General features: G+C 48.2%; 16 protein-coding genes. 15 read left to right on the top strand and 1 reads right to left on the bottom strand.

Going from position 1 to position 21,943, the window contains the following annotated elements; translation table 11 throughout:
* The first annotated feature begins 32 nt into the window (after positions 1-32).
* The 15 genes from AC4G47_RS24920 to AC4G47_RS24850 all read left to right on the top strand — a co-directional run bounded on the left by AC4G47_RS24920 (position 33) and on the right by AC4G47_RS24850 (position 19,538).
* Positions 33-716, top strand: coding sequence for an ABC transporter ATP-binding protein (locus AC4G47_RS24920; RefSeq protein ID WP_491103255.1), 684 nt, complete (start codon positions 33-35; stop codon positions 714-716).
* A gap of 18 nt (positions 717-734) precedes the next feature.
* The gene (locus tag AC4G47_RS24915; RefSeq protein WP_491103253.1) at positions 735-2,105 is read left to right on the top strand and encodes an ABC transporter permease; all 1,371 of its coding nucleotides are present in this window, start codon (positions 735-737) and stop codon (positions 2,103-2,105) included.
* A 28-nt stretch (positions 2,106-2,133) separates the two neighbouring features.
* On the top strand, positions 2,134-3,210 hold the full coding sequence (locus tag AC4G47_RS24910; protein ID WP_491103252.1) for an efflux RND transporter periplasmic adaptor subunit: 1,077 nt from the start codon (positions 2,134-2,136) through the stop codon (positions 3,208-3,210).
* 520 nt (positions 3,211-3,730) lie between these two features.
* Positions 3,731-6,175 (top strand): glycoside hydrolase family 6 protein, encoded by a 2,445-nt coding sequence (locus tag AC4G47_RS24905; RefSeq protein WP_491103250.1) that lies wholly within the window; start codon positions 3,731-3,733, stop codon positions 6,173-6,175.
* 531 nt (positions 6,176-6,706) lie between these two features.
* On the top strand, positions 6,707-9,043 hold the full coding sequence (locus AC4G47_RS24900) for a rhamnogalacturonan lyase (RefSeq protein ID WP_491106788.1): 2,337 nt from the start codon (positions 6,707-6,709) through the stop codon (positions 9,041-9,043).
* Between the two features lie 368 nt (positions 9,044-9,411).
* The gene (locus AC4G47_RS24895; protein ID WP_491103249.1) at positions 9,412-10,425 is read left to right on the top strand and encodes an AraC family transcriptional regulator; all 1,014 of its coding nucleotides are present in this window, start codon (positions 9,412-9,414) and stop codon (positions 10,423-10,425) included.
* Between the two features lie 195 nt (positions 10,426-10,620).
* The gene (locus AC4G47_RS24890) at positions 10,621-12,126 is read left to right on the top strand and encodes an alpha-glucosidase/alpha-galactosidase (protein WP_491103247.1); all 1,506 of its coding nucleotides are present in this window, start codon (positions 10,621-10,623) and stop codon (positions 12,124-12,126) included.
* A gap of 226 nt (positions 12,127-12,352) precedes the next feature.
* The gene (locus AC4G47_RS24885) at positions 12,353-12,712 is read left to right on the top strand and encodes a PadR family transcriptional regulator (RefSeq protein ID WP_491103245.1); all 360 of its coding nucleotides are present in this window, start codon (positions 12,353-12,355) and stop codon (positions 12,710-12,712) included.
* The gene (locus AC4G47_RS24880; protein ID WP_491103244.1) at positions 12,709-13,404 is read left to right on the top strand and encodes a permease prefix domain 1-containing protein; all 696 of its coding nucleotides are present in this window, start codon (positions 12,709-12,711) and stop codon (positions 13,402-13,404) included. Before AC4G47_RS24885 ends, AC4G47_RS24880 begins: the two co-directional genes overlap by 4 nt.
* Entirely contained in the window at positions 13,401-13,958 is a 558-nt protein-coding gene (locus tag AC4G47_RS24875; protein ID WP_491103242.1) for a DUF4825 domain-containing protein, read from the top strand. The genes AC4G47_RS24880 and AC4G47_RS24875 overlap by 4 nt, the downstream gene beginning before the upstream one ends.
* 132 nt (positions 13,959-14,090) lie before the next feature.
* Positions 14,091-14,861, top strand: coding sequence for an amino acid ABC transporter substrate-binding protein (locus AC4G47_RS24870; RefSeq protein ID WP_491103240.1), 771 nt, complete (start codon positions 14,091-14,093; stop codon positions 14,859-14,861).
* 112 nt (positions 14,862-14,973) lie between these two features.
* Positions 14,974-15,633 (top strand): amino acid ABC transporter permease, encoded by a 660-nt coding sequence (locus AC4G47_RS24865; protein WP_491103239.1) that lies wholly within the window; start codon positions 14,974-14,976, stop codon positions 15,631-15,633.
* A gap of 33 nt (positions 15,634-15,666) precedes the next feature.
* Positions 15,667-16,422, top strand: a complete 756-nt coding sequence (locus AC4G47_RS24860) for an amino acid ABC transporter ATP-binding protein (RefSeq protein ID WP_491103238.1) — start codon at positions 15,667-15,669, stop codon at positions 16,420-16,422.
* A gap of 415 nt (positions 16,423-16,837) precedes the next feature.
* Positions 16,838-18,946 carry an RICIN domain-containing protein gene (locus tag AC4G47_RS24855; protein ID WP_491103237.1) on the top strand — a complete coding sequence of 703 codons (2,109 nt, stop codon included), beginning with the start codon at positions 16,838-16,840 and terminating at the stop codon, positions 18,944-18,946.
* A gap of 247 nt (positions 18,947-19,193) precedes the next feature.
* Positions 19,194-19,538, top strand: coding sequence for a DUF4190 domain-containing protein (locus AC4G47_RS24850; RefSeq protein ID WP_491103236.1), 345 nt, complete (start codon positions 19,194-19,196; stop codon positions 19,536-19,538).
* Between the two features lie 209 nt (positions 19,539-19,747).
* Here AC4G47_RS24850 and AC4G47_RS24845 read toward each other — a convergent pair whose 3' ends face one another.
* Positions 19,748-21,934, bottom strand: a complete 2,187-nt coding sequence (locus tag AC4G47_RS24845; protein ID WP_491106787.1) for a YhgE/Pip family protein — start codon at positions 21,932-21,934, stop codon at positions 19,748-19,750.
* Between the last annotated feature and the right edge of the window lie 9 nt (positions 21,935-21,943).

Below are 21,943 nucleotides of genomic sequence, written 5' to 3'. Positions count from 1 at the left end.
TATTCAGCAAGTAGAAAGGAAGACATGCAGCAATGCTTCAAGTTGAACAATTATCCCACTCGTTCCGTAATGCACAGGGAACTGTTCCAGTGCTTCATGATATCAACCTGTCGATAGGTGAAGGCATGATGGTCGCCCTTTTGGGCAGCTCAGGTTCAGGCAAGTCCACACTGCTGAATCTGATGGCGGGACTGATGAAACCGGATCAGGGCAAGATTCTAATCGCGGGACAAGATATTGTACGTTTCAGCGAGAACCGTCTGGCTGAGTTCAGGCGCAGTCACATCGGGTTTATTTTTCAATCCTATGAGCTGCTGTCTAACCTTACGATCCGGGAAAATGTAGAGTTACCTTTGGTGTTTATGGGCATAAGCCCTTCGAAACGCAAAGCAAAAGCACTAAAGCTGTTGGAGCAGGTTGGACTGGGTGAAAAAGCAAACTTGTTCCCGTCTCAGTTGTCGGGCGGTCAACAACAACGTGTCAGTATTGCACGCTCGCTCATTACCGAACCCTCGGTTATCTTCGCAGATGAGCCGACGGGAAATTTGGATACCGAGACGGAGGAAGAGATTATTGCGATTTTGCAGCAGCTTAACCGGGATATGAATACAACCTTCGTCATTGTGACACATGAAGCAGAGGTCGCCGAGCAGATGCAGGTCGTGCTTACCCTGCAACATGGAATATTGGTTGAAGAGGCTGTAAGGGAAGTTTGAGGTAAAAGGAGAGGAATTGTGAGAATACGGGATGTAGCGCGTATGGCATGGGGACAGATCATTCGCAGGAAGATGGTCACACTGCTGTGTATGATGGGTCTGTCGATCGGCTCTGCCGCCATGATCATTGCACTTAGTGTGGGGCAGTCCGTACAGACATATAGCGAGAGAACATTAAACGATAATTACAAGATGGATGAGATTACGATTACGCCCAATGAAGGCATTCGTACGGGCAACGGCAAGGGGAGCGGTCAGACATCGAAGTTTGAACGGGGCGCGTTGACGCTGGAAAAGATTCAGATTATCCAAAGGCTTCCCCATGTGGCTGCCGTGGCTCCCATGTTAAAGCTGGATTCGCTGGAAATGGTGCTTCCAGATGGTCGCAGTACTTATGTTGAAGTCATTGGTACACAGCTTGAGACCCTGGGCGGGTTTGGATACAAGTATGCTGAGGGACGTGGTGCGGAAGAGGGTCGTATGGCGGTGACCAGTTATGGGACCGCATTCGGACTCGTAGACCCCAAAGTAACTCAGAAGTTATTCGAACAATTGAATGCTGATCCATATAACAATGCGCTTTTGGAAGAGTATATGGCGATTGCATCGAAGCAGGATCAGCTCGTCCAGCAGCATGTTCAGTTTCGATATGAAGACTTTGTGAATGCAGGCAAAACCAAAATGAGCGGCTCCATACGTGTATCTGGAGAATTAATGAAGCCTTCCAATATGGATGATATGACTGCTCAGGGTGACAAAAAAGTATATCTGCCGCTCGATACAGCTCGCGCTTTGCAGGATGAGCTCGGGTTACAACAGGCAGACAGTACCGCGGCCAAGCATCTCAACTCGGCTCTGGTCAAGGTAGAGGATAAACGCTATGTATCCCAGGTTGAAGAACAGATCCAAAAGTTGACGTTAAACACACAGAGTAATCTGTTCCAGGAGGAAGCGATGGCAGGCCAACTGGCGATGTACCAAAAAGCAGCATTGGGCATCGGTGGTTTTATCATGTTGCTGGCTTCGTTGTCCATTATTGTGGCAATGATCATGTCTACGCATCAGCGGCGTAAGCAAATTGGAGTAATGAAGGTGCTGGGTGCGAATCTGTGGCAGATCCGCCAGATGTTTATTACGGAAGCAGCCATGCTTGGACTGATGGGTGGCGTGGCGGGTGTAGGGATTGCCTTTGCTGCCCTCGGCGGGGTGAACAGTCTGCTCGCGAGTCAGATGGCAGACCAGGTGAATGGTCCGATGACCGTGGTTATTCAGCAGTCCGCTCTGCCGCTGGGCATCGTTTTTGCTGTGCTGGTCGGTATTGTATCGGGGATCTATCCGGCAATCAGCGCATCCCGGACCAATGCATTAACGGTGATCAAATCGATGTAATTTTATCAGCGAAAGGGAAAATGGGCACATGAAGAAATGGATTAAAATCATCATTACGGTGGTACTTTTGGCAGGTGTGGGGTACTGGTTATATGAAAAGTACAAGCCAAAACCGGAGGCACCTGTCGAAATCCCGCCCCCGATTACCTTTGATGTCACACAGGAAACGATGACTCAAACGATTCAGGTGAAAGGGAAATCCGTATACACCGATCAGACCGATATCTTCGCTCCGTATGCATCCAACATCAAGCAATGGCATGTGAAAAGTGGTGAGCAGGTGAACAAAGGCGATGTCCTGTTTACCCTCGACACGTCCGCGTTACAAACGGAAGTAGAGCAGTTGCAGAGCGATCTGGAGAAAGCTCACCTGGAAAATAAGATGAATCAGGTTAGCCTGGATCAGGCGAATATGAGCGAGTCGCTTGGCGTGACGGAAGAAGAGCGCAAGAAGGCATTTGCAGACCGGGAGGGCAAACGCCTGACGAATGAATTGAATCAAAAAGCGCTGGTCCTTAAGGAGAAGGAGATACAGAAAAAGCAGGCAGTGATGAGCAAGTCTGTTGTGTATGCTTCGGCTTCCGGTATATTTCAGATGAATGAAGAGGACAGTAAGACACGTGCGGTGACGGAAGGACAGCTTATGGGGTCCATTACGAACATCAGCAAACTGAAATTTATGACGATTGTTGGCGAGGAAGAAATGTTCAGGCTCAAGGTGGGAATGCCGGTTAAGGTGCGAATGACAGCGCAGAAAGACCTGCTATTCGCCGGGAAGGTGAGCAAGGTGTCCAAATTCGCCCGGAAGAGTACGGATATGGACCTCAAGCAGGCTTCCCAGTTTGACGTGGTCATTGATCTGAAGCCGGATGCCAGAATGTACGGAGGCGTGAGTCTGGAAGGGGATATCGAGACGACGCGGAAGGACAAAGTTACGGTTGTGTCCAGCTTGGCGATCATGCGGGATCAGACTGAACCCTATGTATTGTTGGACAAAGGGAATGGACAGACAGAGCCATTGACGATTCAAGCCGGAATGGAGTCAGGGGACAAGACGGAAGTGGTTCGTGGATTAAAACCGGGAGATATCGTTGTTCTGCCTTAGAAGAGTGGGCAGTTCGACCTTGTTCAACATCAGGTTCATTGTGGCATTGTGCCAGGATGAGCCTTTTGTGTCGTTTTGGGCAAGGGATGTTCAGATTCCTGCTTAGAATATGGAAATAAATATAATTAAATTTATATAATTCAATTTACAGTAATATTTACATGTCGTATAATCAGTACATAAGGAGGTGAACACCGAACATCATGATCGTAGATGGGTAGGCGAATACCTTTTTTTAAACCACTTAAAGAAAGCGCTTACCAAGTTAGAGAGTTGGGTATCCCGTAATCCTTTTTCACACTTCTTCATGTCCAACACACGTTCAACCACACCCACCATATTATACTCACATGTTCGACCCCACACATTGTTTGTTCACTCATGATTCCAGCTACACAACCAATTCTCCTGGAGGCGATACAACCAACTCATCCTAACGTTCTCTTCGTGCTAAGCATCATAATGACACAGAGGATCAGACATGAGTACAACCCAATCTAACTAAAGGAAAGGTGGAACTATGAAGACTAAATTGAAAACCAAATCGAGAGGTAAGAAGATCCTACGCAAAGGTGTAAAGCAAATGCTGGCAGCAACGCTGCTCGCGGCGGGGATTTTCCCAGGAATGTCTCCAGGTCTGACTCAGGCGGCTGAAGCACATGTGGATAATCCATTTGTGGGAGCCACGGCTTATCTGAACCAGGACTATTCGGCTCTCGTGGATACGTCCATTGCGCTGACCAATGATACGTCGCTGAAGGCAAAGATGGAGACGGTCAAATCGTATCCAACAGCAGTGTGGATTGACCGTATTGCTGCGATCTATGGCGGCGCCGACAACGCTGGTCGCAAAAGCGTAGAGCAGCATCTCGATGCCGTTCTCGCTCAAAAGAAACCTGGCACACCCATAACCGCTTCATTCGTTATCTATAACCTGCCAGGTCGGGATTGTCATGCACTTGCATCCAATGGTGAACTTCCACTAACACAGGCTGCGCTGCAGACGTACAAAACGGATTATATTGATGTCATTGCAGATATCTTCGCAGATCCGAAATATCAGGATATTCGCATTGTGGCGATTATTGAGCCGGACAGTCTGCCTAACCTTGTGACCAATCTGAGTACTCCCGCCTGTGCTCAAGCCAGCTCAACAGGCATCTATGAAGCTGGGGTCAAGTATGCACTGGACAAGCTGCATGCCATTCCCAATGTGTACAACTACCTGGATATCGGCCACTCCGGCTGGCTCGGATGGGACAACAACCGTAGCGGTGCGATTGCCCTGTATACTGACGTGGTAAATGATACAGCAGCAGGCTTGCAGAGTGCAGATGGTTTTATCACCAATACTGCAAATACGACGCCTACCCATGAACCGAATCTGCCTAATCCGGATCTGAATATTGGTGGACAACCAATCCGATCCTCCGATTATTATGAATGGAACCCGTACTTTGACGAGACGGATTTCACTGCAGCGCTCTATTCCGGATTTGTACAAGCAGGATGGCCAAGCAGCACGGGCTTCCTGATCGATACCAGCCGTAATGGATGGGGTGGGGTAGACCGTCCAACATCCGCGACAGGAAGTAATATCAATGCCTATGTGAATTCTGGCAGGGTCGACAAACGGGCCCATCGTGGCAACTGGTGCAACAACAGTGGAGCAGGTATTGGTGAAGCACCTAAAGCAGCTCCGGGACCTGCACACCTGGACGCTTATGTATGGGTGAAACCTCCGGGTGAATCTGATGGCTCCAGCTCCGAAATTCCGAACAACGAAGGCAAAGGCTTCGACCGGATGTGTGATCCGACCTTCACCACTCGGGATGGCGTATTAACAGGCGCGTTGCCTAATGCTCCGGTGTCGGGTCACTGGTTCCATGATCAATTCGTGACATTGGTAAAGAACTCATTCCCTGTGCTGCCTGCAAGTGACGGCGGAGGTAATCCTCCGGGCGGCACAACAGCTCCGGCAGCACCAGCAGCTGTGACGGCTTCTGCTGGTAATGCCCAAGTCTCCTTGACGTGGACTGCTTCCGCAGGAGCAACGAGTTATAGTGTGAAGCGGGCATTGAGTGCATCAGGTCCGTTCACAACGATTGCTGCCAATGTGAGTGGAACGTCTTACAGCAATACAGGCTTGATCAATGGCACAACCTATTATTATGTGGTCACGGCAACGAATGCAGTAGGTGAAAGTGTCAACTCTGCAACAGCAACAGCTACGCCGGTTGCAGGTGTAACTGCACCAGCTGCACCGACTGCTCTTACAGCAACCGCAGGCAATGCTCAGGTGAGTCTGACGTGGACTGCTTCTGCAGGTGCGACAAGCTATAATGTGAAACGGGCGCTCAGTGCATCAGGTCCGTTCACAACGATTGCAGCGAATGTGAGTGGTACATCCTACACGAACACTTCCCTGACGAACGGAACAACGTATCATTATGTAGTAAGTGCGGTGAATACAGCAGGTCAAAGTGCCAATTCCGCTGTAGCTTCCGCGACACCTCAAAGTGTCGTTGTGCCGACCAGTGATCTTGTTCTGCAATACCGTGCCGGAGATACCAATGCTCTGGATAGCCAGATCAAACCGTATTTCAACATCAAAAACCTAGGCAGTACCGCTGTGAATCTGAGTGACTTGAAGATCCGTTATTACTTCTCTAAAGAAGGCTCGGCTGCGATGGATTCTGCCATCGATTACGCTCAAGTTGGCGGAGCCAATATCCAGCGTACCTTCACAGACTCGTATGTGGAGTTGAGCTTCACATCTGACGCTGGCAGTATTCAAGCTGGCGGAGAGACTGGGGACATCCAGCTTCGCATGTACAAAACAGACTGGTCCAACTTTGACGAGAGTAATGACTACTCCTTCGATCCAACCAAAACATCCTATCAGGATTGGAACAAGGTAACACTCTATCAAGGTGGAAACCTGGTGTGGGGTATTGAGCCTTAAACTTTACTCGTAATTGTCTTAACCGCAATCCTCCGTATGTTAGAGGATTGCGGTTTTTTGCTATTCATTACAAGAGTCATTCACGATTGAAATTCTTGATCAACTGAGAACGTAGTGAAGGGGACGAAATCGATTCTGCAAGTACTTATTACCCAAATGACTCCTAAAAACACTGATTATTGATCGTTTTAGACGGATATTTGCCTAGGGTCTGACAGGCAGGATGTCTATAATAGTACCCGATGGGCGAGATCGCCTCGCTCGGATTGGAAAGAGAATGGAAGGGGGACCGCACTCCGGTAGTCGGGCAAGCTGATTTCTCTTTTTTTATTTTGTAAGCGTAATCATTATGGGGTGGAATCTTCCGTTGAAGAGGTCTGTGTGGATTATCGAAGTTCCAATCATCATCGATGTGAATATGCGTCACCTATTCTGTCTCAAGGAGCGTGAAGGTGGATGAACTCAAAAACAACAGCGCCGGTACATAAGGGATCGGTGTCAGGTCGGCAATCAGGTCGCAGGAAGGCAAGTATGCCACTTGCAGCCAAGGTGCTCTCTTCGGCACTCAGCGTAGCTCTGCTCATTGGAGGAACAGCTGGCGTTACGGGAGCAGCAGCTTTGAACGGTATTGGGTCGACGGAGGCCAGCCTGCAATCACATAAGGGAGGCAGTCACGTGAAAGAGATTCAACTGGAATATCTGGATCGGGGGCTGGTGGCTGCTTCAACATCTGAAGGGGTGTTTCTCAGTTGGAGATTGCTTGGTGACGAGGCCACTGGGTATAGCGACAAAGGGCTGACAGGTACGGACTTTAATGTCTATCGTGATGGCAAAAAGATCGCAACCGTCACCGACAGCACCAACTATGTAGATGCCACAGGCAAATCATCGTCTCGGTATGAAGTGGCAGCGGTGAACAAGAAGGGCAAGGAGAGCAAACGCAGTGCATCCGTCAAACCTTGGGCGAACGGCTACGTGGACATTCCATTGCAAAAACCGGCTGATGGCGTGACGCCAGCGGGAGAAGCCTATACGTATTCCGCCAATGACATGAGCGTGGGCGATGTAGACGGGGATGGCCAGTATGAGTTTTTCGTGAAATGGGACCCTTCGAACGCCAAGGACGTATCTCAAAAAGGGTACACCGGTAAAACCTACATTGATGCTTACACCCTGGACGGACAATTGCTGTATCGGATCGATCTTGGGGTTAACATCCGGGCGGGTGCTCATTATACACAGATGCTCGTTTACGATTTTGACGGGGATGGCAAGGCCGAGATGATGTTCAAGACCGCTCCGGGTACGAAGATTATCCAATACAACAAAAAAGGAAAAGTGACCTCCGAGAAATACATCACGCTTCCCAAGCAGGATCGCAAGGCAGGGTACTCGAACGAGGATGATTATCGTTTAAGTGCTGATGGTTACTACGATCATGTGGTGGATATGTTCAGGAACTGGCATAAACATGATGAAGTTGTGAAGGGGAACTGGCCTGCGACATTGGAAGAGGCTTTTGGGATTGAGAAAAAATATAACTATCCATTATCTCAGCAGGATGCCGAGAGTCTGGCCGACTACTTCATTGACGTATATGCGGTAGAACGCAGCAACCGAAATGAGCTGCGCAAATTTGAAGGTTTTATCGTGGATGGGCCTGAGTATGTTACGGTATTTGAAGGCAAATCAGGCAAAGAATTGGAGACCATTCCATATGAGCCTGAGCGTCATGATGATGGCCTGATGTGGGGCGATTATGCGATGGCACGGATTGAACCGGGCAATCGGGTGGACCGTTTCCTGGCAGGCGTGGCGTATCTGGACGGCAAGAAACCGTCTGCTATCTTTGCACGCGGATACTACACACGTTCGACGATGGTTGCCTACAATTGGGACGGCAAGAAGCTGACAAAGGAATGGAACGTGGACAGCGGCTGGACGCCAATGAAGAACCCGTTCAATGACGGACCGCACGGCGTGGATGGTACTGATCCGCAATATGGCTCAATTACTACCCAGGGTGCACACTCTTTCAGTGTGGCGGATGTGGATGGCGATGGCAAACAGGAGATCATCTATGGCTCCGCTACGATTGATCATGACGGCAGTGTGCTGTACAGCTCCACAGACCTGATGCCTGCCGAGAGTGCTGCACCGGGAACGATTGCCCGTCTGGGTCATGGAGATGCTCTTCATGTGGCGGATATCGACCCGGATCGTCCGGGACTTGAGATTTTCATGGTTCACGAGGGTGGCCCTTGGGCGCCATATGGCTATTCCCTACGGGATGCGAAGACCGGAGAAGTAATCTATGGTGGGTACACAGGGAAAGATACCGGTCGCGGCATGGTGGGGGATGTAGATCCGACTCGTCGTGGACTGGAGGCATGGGCTGTAGGCTTGTGGACAGCTAAGGGTGAGAAAATCAGTGATCAGATGCCGGGAACGAATATGAATATCCGTTGGGCTGCCGATATGACGACACAGATCGTAGATGGTGCGATCGACGTCACGCCTACGATCAAGGATTGGAATCGTGGCACGTTGCTGACGGCGACAGGCACATTGACCAACAATCATACCAAAGGTACACCTGCTCTCGTGGCTGATGTGTTCGGGGATTGGCGAGAAGAGATGCTGGTAAGAACTGCGGACAGTTCGGCTATCCGCATCTATATGAGTACCGAGAAGACAGATCGCAAGTTGTACACGCTCATGCATGATGCGATGTATCGTGCGGGCATTGCTGGACAGAACAGTGGATATAACCAGCCTTCCTATCCGTCCTTCTACATGGCATCGGATATCGACTGGTCCAAAGTAACGCTGCCGAAGTTCTATACGCCAGGTAAGGGCGGGAAGTAAGCAGACCGGGTTAGCAACAGTAACAAAACAACATAACATAACATCGGATCAACCTGTAATGTAAAGCAGCGTTGTCATTTTTAAGAGTTGGCATCGAAGCTTAGAAGCTCTGGAATCCCAATGTGTCTCGGCACATGGAGGTTTCAGAGCTTTTTTGCACATTAGGATCTGCGGATCGAGCTTGGCGTGTTCCCAGCGATCCATGTTACGTTATTCTTTTACATCGTTGAAGTTTAGATGCTCGGTAGCATTTGTCTAATTAGATATTACAATCATCATTTGAGTCAGGACAGTTTATATCCACCCGATAGAATTGCTACAATGGAGAAAAGTGAGGGATCGATCGTTGTAGGAATGGAGGTATGGATATGAGTGTCATGAAGCGCTGGACAGGAAGCCTGTATCAGGAGGGACTACGAACGGAGGACTGTGGACCGCGTTTCTATGCGTACTATTACAAGCAATGGGACGATTACCGTATGTCCTATCACCATCATGATTCCACGGAGATCATGTACATTATTTCGGGAATGTGCCGGGTAGATGTTCAGATGTCGGATGGGAGCTCGGAGCAGGCCGTTTTGAAAAAAGGACAGTTCATTATGCTCGATGCAGGTGTCCCTCATCGTTTGCTTGTGGAAGATGGCGTGCCTTGCCGGATGCTCAATGTGGAGTTTGGATTCTCCACCTCGTCTCCCGGACAGCTATCCATCCGCCAGCTCGCGCTGGAAGAGGAAGAAGTCCACGCTTTACTGACTAATACTTCGCCATATCTGGTCCTGCCTGACCCGGAAGATGTATATCACATTATGAAAAGTCTGGTGTTGGAACTCGACCAGCGTGGTCTGCTGGAGCAAGGAAGGTCGTCTGTATCGATAGGAGTTATTCCTACAGAGGAGAGGGCGCAACAGCGCGAAGCCCGGAATCTGTCGTCTCCCGAGCAGGGAATGCTGGTACGTACACTCTTTATCCAATTGCTGGTCCGTGTTGCACGTCTGCGCGGAGAAATGAGCCGGAGTGCCCCAGATCAGGCGGAGCTGTATGTCAAACGAACCATTGAATTCATGCATCACAATATGGATCGCAACATTCAGATGAAGGACATCGCAGCAGTCGTTAATCTGCATCCAGGCTATTTACATCGTATTTTTCGCCAGCATACGCAGCGGACACCTACCGACTACCTGACGATGCTACGAATGGAGAAAGCCAAGATGTTGCTTCAGCAGACGAATATTCCGATCTCGGAGATCTCCGATTATGTTGGGGTAGGCAGTCGTCAGTATTTTCATATGTTATTCAAGAAGACGACGGGCATGACTCCGGTTGAATTTCGCTCCTCTATGGAACGACATGTTAGTCAATACCCGCGGGATGAATGAGTCTCGATTGCAGTTCTTTTAATATAAATGAGTATTGAATGATTGGAATAGGTGCGAAAAAAGTTAGGATTTTTGACAACCCCCTGCTGAACAGGTCATGATTTTGATAACGCTTCCCCTTTTGCCGTTGGTACAATGATTTCATGAAGAGAGTCATTAACCGAAGGGGAAATTCGGATTAGGGGAGGATATAGCATGTCGTTTAAAGTGGCGTTTATCGGGGCAGGAAGTATTGGATTTACAAGAGGGTTACTACGGGATTTGCTCACGGTACCGGAGTTTAACAACATTGAAATTGCGTTCTGCGATATTAGCCAGCACAATCTGGACATGGTGACTGAGCTGTGTCAGCGGGATATCCGTGAGAATGGATTAAATATTCAGATTCAGCCGACCACGGATCGTAAAGAAGCGTTGAAAGATGCGAAGTACGTATTGTGTACGATTCGTGTCGGGGGACTGGAAGCATTTGCAACCGATGTGGATATTCCACTGAAATATGGGGTAGACCAATGTGTTGGCGATACGCTGTGTGCAGGCGGCATTATGTATGGACAACGCGGAGTCGCCGAGATGCTGGATATCTGTAAAGATATTCGTGAACAGAGTGCACCGGATGTGCTGCTCTTGAACTACTCTAATCCGATGGCAATGCTGACTTGGGCCTGCAATAAGTATGGCGGTGTGCGGACGATCGGACTGTGTCATGGTGTACAGCATGGTCATCATCAGATTGCGGAAGCTTTTGGCTTGAAAAAGAGTGAAGTGGATATTATCTGTGCAGGCATCAATCATCAGACTTGGTATATTCAAGCGTCTCATGAGGGCAAAGACCTTACAGGTGATCTGCTCGAAGCCTTCGAGAAACATCCAGAGTACAGCCGCACCGAGAAAGTGCGGATTGATATGCTACGCCGCTTCGGATACTACAGCACGGAATCGAATGGTCACCTGAGTGAATATGTGCCGTGGTACCGCAAACGTCCGGAAGAGATCAACGACTGGATCGACCTCGGCAATTGGATTAACGGAGAAACAGGTGGGTATTTGCGGGTATGTACCGAGGGACGCAACTGGTTCGAGACCGATTTTCCGAACTGGATGAAGGATGAACCGATGCAATTCGTTCCGGAAAAACGGGGCGAGGAGCACGGCTCCTATATTATCGAAGGGCTGGAGACTGGACGGGTCTATCGCGGACACTTCAATACCGTTAATAATGGGGTAATCTCGAACCTGCCGGATGATGCGATTATTGAAGCGCCGGGATATGTGGACCGCAACGGGATCTCCATGCCGCACGTAGGCGATCTGCCACTTGGTCCGGCTGCGGTATGTAATGTGAGCATTTCCGTGCAACGGCTCGCAGTTGAAGCAGCGGTACATGGAGACGACAAGTTGCTTCGTCAGGCGTTCATGATGGATCCACTCGTGGGTGCCGTATGTAATCCGAGAGAGATCTGGCAGATGGTCGACGAGATGCTGGTTGCGCAGGCCCAATGGTTACCGCAGTATGGTGAAGCCATTGCTGCCGCAGAAGCGAGACTTGCTGCAGGTGACCTGATTCCTACGAAGGAATATGAGGGCGCTGCTCGTCTCAAAGTGAAGACGGTAGAAGAAATGCAGCAGGATCGGGATGCCGCCAACAAAAATGCGGGTGAATCCGATAAAGGGAAAGATCGCGAGAAAGTACAGCAATAGAAAAATGAGTAAGGGCTTCTCCAAAATTGGAGGGGCCCTGTTTGTTTTTTTTATTTTTCCGTCGACACCACTGATAACACAGACTCCAAATCTTCCAGACGAAAAGCGAGAGAGGAATATTGCTCATTGCAATGCATCATTACCACACAACACATATTACCTTTACAGACATAGTAATATGTCTTATAGTATACGCAGGACGGAAGAAAGTCGGTGAATCTCGCAGATGGATACGCAAGTGATTAATAGTGATCTGATTCGGGGCAACATTGATCCCATCATTCTAAGTGTACTTATACCAGCCGATAACTATGGCTACAGCATTATTAAGGAAATCTATCGCAAGAGCGGAGAACAGTTTGAACTGAAGGAACCTACGCTTTATTCCAGTTTGAAAAGGCTAGAGAAGAGTGGATATGTGGAGTCTTACTGGGGGGAAGAGACGCAGGGAGGACGACGCAAATATTACCGAATTACCGTGCAAGGTCTCGAAGCATATAGAGAGCAGGTTCAGGCTTGGCAGGCAGCCAAGGCACTGATTGATTGCATGATTGTCACTGGAGAAAAAGGAGATGAAGACCTATGAGATTGGAAGCTCGCATCACCCGTCATGTGAATCGGTTGTTCGCTCACGCACAAGATACATTGGACAATCGAGAATTAAAAGAAGAGATTCACAGTAATCTCGCTGCGCGGATTGACGATTATATCTCGCAGGGAATGAGCGAAGAGAAGGCGTTCCAGATCGCCATTCAGCATATCGCTGGTATGGATCAGGTGATGAGTGACCATCGGAAGGTACAGCGTATTCCTTACTGGACGGCGTTGTTGCAATCTACCTTGATTTATAGCCTCATAGCCTGGATCGTTACCATTCCAATGAGAGTGCTGATGCAAGGCTCCGTCATGAACACGTTGCTCATGGTCGTGAGTCTCATTGTGGGTGGAACGTATGTATTGTATATGTTGACTCATAGGACAAGCGATCCCGCGACTTCGGAGAAAACCACGGTTATTCGAACCCATGTATTAATGCAGTGGAATCGCAGAGTGTGGTGGTTGTGGGCGGCATTCATGATCATGCTGTGGGGAACGCAGGCGGCGTTGCGATTCGGGAGCAACATCTGGTTTAATCGCCCGATTGAGGTCAATGGTCCCTACCAGTTTGCTGTGATGGCCATTGCCTTTGCTATCCCGTTACTGAGCATTATTGTTCCTTTGGTGGTGCACCGGGCGTATCGAATCGTTAGCAAGTATGAAGTGAGTGATGCGCTATGAGGATTAGAAACATATGGATTATAACACTTGTTGTGTTGGGGATCATTGGCTTAGTGATTGTTGAGGGTATCGTTAATCCGAAGATCGAGGCGAAGCAGGCTCAATACGAGGCAGAGCAGCAGAATCCGCTGACTCATGATTTTGCCGCTTTAGCGAAATATCGTAGTCCATACATGGGTGATAATTCGAATCTTAGTCATCTGAATCAGGCTTTACCTTTACGTGAAGGATTGAATGGTTACCAGTTGTATCCGGAGACGTTCACGGCTCAAGTGAATTACAGCTTGGATACTCGTGAGATGGATACAGAGGAACTTGAACGGATACTCGTATATAATGCGGTTGCGAACTTTGTTATGATCGATAATCTGGAGCAGGTCGTTTACCAGTTTGAGAATACTAGTCATACCTTGTCTCGTCAGGCTGCTCGTCAATGGGCGGGTACGGAGTTGAAGAAGCTCCAGAAGCCGGATCTTTGGAATTCAACTGTACGCGATAGACTAGTAGAGTCGGAACAAGTGAAAGAAGCTTTTTCACAGATTGTTGACAATTAAGCTGTATGAAATAGAAGGAAATAGGCAAGACACTCGACTCTTCTCCCATGCTATGTTATTATAAATCTCTGATAACGTGGTAACGAACTAAAGCGTTTGGGTTTTGGTTATAGACATGGAGGGGTTCGAGAGATGAGAAAAAAAGCGATTCTACTATTATTCATTAGTATATGTGTGTTGATTGTGGCGGGATGTTCCAGTTCCGCAAGCAAAGATGATAACACCATCGTTGTAGGAATTGATGATAAGTTTGCTCCAATGGGCTTCCGGGATGAGCAGAATGAAATTGTAGGTTTTGATATTGATTACGCTAGAGCCGCTGCGGAGAAAATGGGTAAAGAAGTCACATTCCAACCGATCGACTGGTCTTCCAAAGAATCAGAGCTGAACAGTGGCCGGATCGATATGATCTGGAACGGGTACACCATTACGGATGAGCGCAAAGAAAAAGTGCTCTTCACGAAGCCTTATCTGGAAAACAGTCAGGTAGCCATTACATTGGCAGACTCACCAATTACGAAGCTGGATGAACTCGATGGCAAAAATGTGGGATTGCAGGCGCTGTCCTCAGCGGCAGATGCATTGGCAGCAAGTCCCCTGAAGGATAAAGTAAAAGCTTCCGAATTCAAGGATAACGTGCTTGCGCTGACGGACTTGAAGACGAAACGTCTGGATGCGGTCATCATCGATGAGGTGGTAGCGAGATACTACATGTCCAAAGAAGAGGGAACATTCAAACTGCTGGATGAATCTCTTGCACCGGAACAATACGGCATTGGTATCAAAAAAGGCAACGAAGAGCTTCTGAATCAGCTGCAAAAGGCACTTGATGAGCTGAGTGCAGATGGAACAGCAGCTAAAATCTCCACCCAATGGTTGGGTGAAGACAAGGTTCTGAAATAGGCAGGTTACACACCTGATATATAGTTTGAAACAAAACGGACCCCGTATTCCATGCTGGAGCGATTTATGCCTCAGAGGAATGCGGGGTTAACAGATTAGAGGAGACAAAATAATGAGTTGGGATTATCTATCGACCATTTTAAAACCTATGCTAGAAGGTGCACAGACCACGATTTTCATGTTCTTGCTCGCCATCGTGCTCTCTGTACCGCTTGGATTTGCGGTAACGCTCGCCATGAGAAGCCAGATTAAACCGCTAGCATGGATTGCCCATACGTATGTATATGTGATGCGAGGAACACCGCTACTGCTCCAAATTCTATTCTTCTGCTTCGGTTTACCGTTGCTTCCGGTGATTGGAGAGTATCTGGTGTTTGATCGCTTTGTAGCAGCGGGAATTGCGTTCATCCTGAACTATGCGGCGTACTTTGCTGAAATCTTCAGGGGCGGACTGCTGTCCATTGATAAAGGGCAACATGAGGCAGCAAAGGTACTTGGACTAACGAAATGGCAGACGATGACCAAAGTCATCATTCCTCAGATGATTCGTGTAGTATTGCCTGCAACGGCCAATGAATCCATTACGCTCATCAAGGATACGGCACTGCTCTACGCCGTGGCTGTACCTGAGCTGTTGTATTACGCCCAAGCGGCGGTGAATCGCGACTTGCAGCTGATCCCTTTCTTCGTGGCAGCGATGATGTATCTGCTCATGACACTTGTGCTTACGCTGTTGTTCAAGGCACTTGAGAAGCGGTTTTCATTTGAATAAATTAAATCTGATCAATCAAAGGACTGTCTGCATATGACACATATAATAGAAGTAAATCAGTTGAGAAAATCATTCGGTACACTTGATGTACTGAAGCAGGTATCCTTCAACGTGGAACCAGGCGAGGTGATTGCGGTGATTGGGCCTTCGGGTTCGGGGAAAAGTACGATGCTGCGCAGCCTGATTCATCTGGAGGATATTTCGGGCGGAACGATTCGCATTCAGGATCAGACGTTGGTTGATAATGGCCGTTACGCGGGTGCTGCGGATATACGCAAGATGACGGATCGCATGGGTATGGTATTCCAGCATTTCAACTTGTTCCCGCATCTGACCGTTCAGGATAATCTGGAACTCGCACCGAAGACTTTGAAAAAAGAAAGCTCAAGTGTCATTCGGTACCGTAGCCTGGAATTACTCGGCAAAGTAGGGCTGTCGGACAAGGCCGATGTCTATCCGGCCAATCTGTCCGGTGGACAGAAACAGCGTGTTGCTATCGCGCGGGCACTGATGATGCAGCCGGACATTCTCCTGTTCGATGAGCCAACATCGGCACTCGACCCGGAGCTGACCGGGGAAGTACTACGCGTAATCAAACAACTTGCACAGGAAAATATGACGATGATAATTGTTACGCATGAGATGGGCTTCGCCCGTGACGTTGCGGATCGCGTATTCTTCATGGATAACGGCGAGATCGCAGAGGCAGGTCCACCAGAACAGATCTTCGGCAATCCAAAGCTTGCACGCACTCGGACATTTTTGCAGCGGGTGGAAGTGGAAGGATAGACGGAAAAGGAAACCAAAAAGAGAGATATCCCATTTAAGTTTGGGGTATCTTTTTTTGGATCAAGAGGTGATAACTAGAGTTGGAATGGGAAGGGTTTATTCATATTTAAAGAAGTTATTTACATATTTATTTATTTTTACAAACGACAAAAAAACCCTTACTTCGACAAAGGAATACCATTAATATGAGGTGTATACAGCTTGGAAGCTATTAATCGATAGACACCTTATCACGATGAAAGGAGGCTAATATACATTCTAAAATAATGAAAGCGCATTCCATAAGAGTGAATTTGGGAATTAGGATGGATTATTCATTCTAATTCATGAAAGCGCTTAACTAGTTTTGGTATACCAAAACATAATTTTAATTTGATATATAAGTAACCCAATAGGAAGGGAGATTGATCCGATCATGCAAATTGTGCACAAGTTATGGAACAAGCTGGGGATGATGTTGCTCGTTTTTGTTCTTTTGGCCGCCAGCGTAGGCAGTGGAAATGCATTAGGCGCAGCAAGTTCATCGACCACTTCGAATACAACACGAGTATCTGTACACGACCCGTCCATTTATTACGATTCAACCACGAACAAGTACTACATATACGGTTCGCATATGGCTCAGGCCAGCAGCACAGATCTCAGAAACTGGTCATACGAGGGAACACAAGGGTATGCGAACAGCACCTTGTACGCACCATCTACCTTCGAAGGCTACTATTACATTAAAAATAAAAACAGCGGCCTATATCTGGATGTCTCCGATGGCTCGTCTGCCGATGGCACAAGCATTCGTCAGTGGTCCTATAATGGATCGGACGCGCAGAAGTTCAGAATAATGCACTACGGCAACGGGGACTATTATCTTCTGACCGCCAATTCGGCCTACAACAGCGCTCTCGACGTCAATGGCGGTTCAGCAGCCGACGGTGCCAGTATTGAGCAATGGGCGTATTGGGGTGGAACCATGCAGTTATTTCGAATTCAGCAAAACGATGACGGAACGGTTGCATTGTTAACCAAGGCTTCCGGATATAGCAGTGCGTTGGATGTGGCTGACGGCAGTACGACAGCCGGTGCAAGTATACAGCAATGGAATTACTGGGGTGGAGATATGCAGAAATGGGAACTGGTCAAAGCAGGTGGCACCGGCAATGCATCCCGAAGTTCGGGGGCTGCGCTGACATCAGCTCTGGCAGTATCCTACGCGTGGGCCGGTTATAATGATCAGGACAGCTCCGGCGGTCATGCGGTATGGGCGCCAGCATCGCCGATCTACAATGCTTCATATACATGGGCGGACGGTTCCAAGGGTGCCTATATGTTGTATTACTCCACATCGTCCACCTATATTCGCTCAGCCATCGGTTTTGGCGTATCCAAATCCGTTAAGGGGCCTTACGAATACATTGATACGATCGTCTACTCCGGATTCACGAGTGGAAGCAATCCGATCACGACCACGTCGTCGCTTGGAACCAAAACCGTGAACACCTGGGTTCAGAATACCAACATTCCCGAGCTGATCGACAAAGGGAATCTGTCCGGCACACGGAGCGGCTGGTTCTTGAACAATGGTGGATTTAATAATACACTTTTCCCCAACGCGATCGATCCTACCTTGACTTACGACAGCTCCGGCAAACTGTGGATGAGTTACGGATCCTGGTCAGGGGGAATCTATATCCTTCAAATCAATCCAGACACAGGCCAGCCGATATATCCGGGATCGGATAGTGGCAATACGGACCGTTACTTTGGCAAGCGTATTGCAGGAGGTTATGGGAAAACGGGAGAAGCTCCCTATATCGTGTATGACAAGGATGCAGGTTATTACTATCTGTATGTAACGTACGGCTGGCTGTCCAGTGAAGGCGGTTATCATCTTCGCGTGTATCGCTCCACCACGATTGATGGAACATATACCGATGCCGCCGGAAATCAGGCTGTATATGAATCTGCTTCGGTTAATCAGTCAACTCGGGGTGTGAAGTTGTTCGGCAACTATGCGCTGCCCGGTATACCGCTTGGTTACAAATCTGGAGGGCACAACTCCGCATTTGTTGACACGGATGGGGCGAGGTACCTGATCTACCATACCCGATTCAATAACGGATCTGAGTATCATGAGGTTCGTGCGCATCAGCAATTCCTGAACGTCGACAAATGGCCGGTGACAGCAGTGTACGAATTTTTGGGAAGCAAAATCTCTCCCACTGGGTATAGTGCAACCGATATGACGGGAACGTACCAATTCGTTAATATGGGGCTGGATGCGTCCACCAGCAACGTAGGTATGATTCCCACCCAAAGTGTAACACTGAATGCTAACGGAACGATATCTGGCGCGGTAACCGGTACATGGTCGAATACTGCCGGTACGTATTACTGCACGATGGTCATTAACGGAGTGACGTACAAAGGTATATTCTTCAAACAGAAGAATGAGTTATCTAGCCATAACGAAGTGATGACTTTCTCACTGATTGGTTCCAACAATCAATCGATCTGGGGTTCCAAATAGGAACATGTGATGAGGTGATACAAGCACTAAATCTGTGATTTATTATGATGAACTGAAAAAAATGGATGATCGAAACACGTATTGAGTATATATACTCATTACGTGTTTTTTTTGGTGTTATGGATACCATTACACGATATCTACAGAGTCAATAACGAAGTCAGATTCATTAATTCGAAAAATATGGAACAAATATTTCTATTGAAACATTATAATGATGTTACTTAATAAAGAAGGAGGAATTACTTTGGATCAACGAGATATTAATAATGTAGATCGTTATTATAGTGACACATTGCCACCACCACCTTATGTAGCACCAAAAACCAATAGCAAATCGATTGCAGCTCTTGTCTTGGGTATACTGTCCATCATGATTCCATACGTGGGATTATTGATTGGTATTGTTGCTATCATCATTGCCTCCGTATCGCTCAAAGAAATTAAGAACCGCATGGAGCAGGGGAGAGGATTAGCCATTGCTGGCCTTGTCTGTGGAATCATCAGTGTAGCTTTATACTTATTACTGATTGCGCTCGTGCTGTTATTTACTTTCGCTATCTCGAGTTCTGATATGTACTCTACATACTAGGAAAAGGAATAGGAATAATATCGATGCTATTAATCACTAGGTGAGTTTAGTAGATTTATAAACCAAAACATTTTGAAGAATCTCGACTAATCCGAATATCGAAACTAACAAAAGAACAAAGGCATATCCCTTTACGCCAGACTTGCTGTCATTCAGCGAGTCAGGACAGGGGATATGCCTTTGCTTATTTAAATTTATCTGTATCCGTATTATGCGTGAAGTGTGACTTCACTGCTGACGTTTTCGTCCTCCGTGGTGCGATGCATCAGGAAATACGTTAAGGTTCCCCCGAGACCGATCACGGCGAAGATACACAGAATGCCGATCTGGCTCCAGGTTACGCCGAACTGTCCACTTGAGATGACTGCTTTATATCCCGTTACCGAATAGGTCATAGGCAGCCAAGGGTTGAATACTTTCAGCCAATTTGGAATTAGTTCGAGCGGGAAAGTGCCCGCGCTGGTAGTAAGCTGGAAGATCAGCATCAGAATCGCGAGGAAACGTCCCGGATTCTCCAGCCAAGTCACCAGTGCCTGAATGATGTACATGAAGCTTAGACTGGTAACAAAGCTGAACAAGAGGAACAATGGAACGCTCTGAACATCCAGACCCAAGCCGTACAAGACCAGCCATGAAGCAAGCAGGGACTGTACAGCACTCATCAGCGTGAAAGCCAACGTTTTACTTACAAAACGATTCCAGCCACTTGCCTCGCTAACCGTGCTGCCTCGTGTTGGCACAACCAGTGTGGCAATCAATGCCCCGACAAACAGCCCGAGTGACAGGAAGTAAGGCGAGAATCCTGTACCGTAGTTAGGTACCTCATTATATTTATGCTCATCGACCTGAACAGGCTCTGCATACATGGTTACCAGTTCATCGGTCTTTTTCACACTACCCGTCTGCTCAGCCGCTTCATTCAGCTTGGTGGCAAGTTCGCCAGAGCCGTCTGTTAGCTTAAGCGTACCTTCTTTTAACTGACCAGCACCGTCATCCAGCTTATGTGAACCATTTGCAAGGGTTGAGATGCCGTCTGTAAGCTGGCTTACACCGACAACCAACTTGTCTGCACCAGCATTCAATTGATCTGAACCATCCGCAAGTTGGGCTCCTCCAGCGGCTGCTTCGGATAATTTGGAATTGAATTGTTGTAGACCAGTCGCAAGCTTTTCTTGTCCAGTCGATAACTGCGTTGCTCCTTGTACCAGTTGTTGTTCACCCTGTACCAACTGGCTGCTGCCTTGATGCAGTTGTTGCTGTGCAGCGTACAGGCTTTGACTGCCTGCGACCAATTGCTGTCCGCCCTGATACACCTGTTCACTGCCTGCTGCTACGGCCTGACTGGCTGCCAGGAGTTGCTGTACAGCCGGACTTGCGGCTAGTTCCGGACTGGCTTCTGCTAATTGGGCAAGGCCTTGTGCAACCGCTTTGGCACCTTCGCTTACTTTGCCACTGCCCTCGACAGAGTTTTGCAGCCCAGCAGTCAGCTTCGCACTGCCTTCCTCGGAAGCCGCCAGTCCTGCATCCAGCCTAGTTGCGCCTTCCTGAGCAGATTGAAGCCCAGCCTGTAGCTGTTTGCTACCTGTCTCAGCCTGAGTTGCTCCATCACTCAGCTTCGTGGCTGCTGCTGCCAATTGGGACAGCCCACTGGACAGGGCGCTCGCGCCAGTATGAAGATCACCTATGCCTTGGGCGAGAGTAGACGTACCTTCTTTTAACGGAACTACGCCTATTTCCAGCTTGTCGGTGCCTGCTGCCAGTTTGGACAGGTTCTCTTTTAATGTAGCAGCACCCTCATCCAGCTTGATCGCACCATCATGAATCTGACCTGCGCCATTCCCGGCATCCGCCAAACCACCTGAAATTTTCTCTACCTGATCCAATAGCGTTTCGGTATATGATTCTGTGACTTTGGCAGCGACTTTGGAACGAATTTGTTTGACCGCCGTGCCGCCGATCTGACCCGCGAGGAAGTTGTATCCTTCATTGGGTTCATAGATCAGGTCTGCCGGCTCAGGGTGCTCATCCATCAGGGTTGTTGCTTTGGTGGAAAAGTCCTCTGGAATAACAATCGTCATATAATATGTGTTGTCTTCCATACCTTGTTCTGCTTGTTCGCGAGTGACGAATTGCCAGTTGAAATCATCACTTTTTTTCAATTCATCGACCAGATTCTGACCGACCTCCAGTGATTTTTCGTTGTAGACTGCGCCCTGATCCGTGTTGACCACGGCCACAGGTAACTCATTCATTTTGCCATAGGGGTCCCAGAATGCGTTCAGGAACAGGCCACTATACAGCACCGGAATGAACAGTACGACGAGAATCGGAATAAATACTTTTGGTTTCTTGAAGGCGGACTTCAGATCCTGCCCAAATATGTGGAATGATTTCATCATGTTCTC

The sequence above is a fragment of the Paenibacillus sp. Negev47 genome (assembly GCF_058313655.1).
The sequence above is the reverse complement of the archived record's forward strand: the minus strand, read 5'-3'. Positions and strand labels throughout refer to the sequence as shown.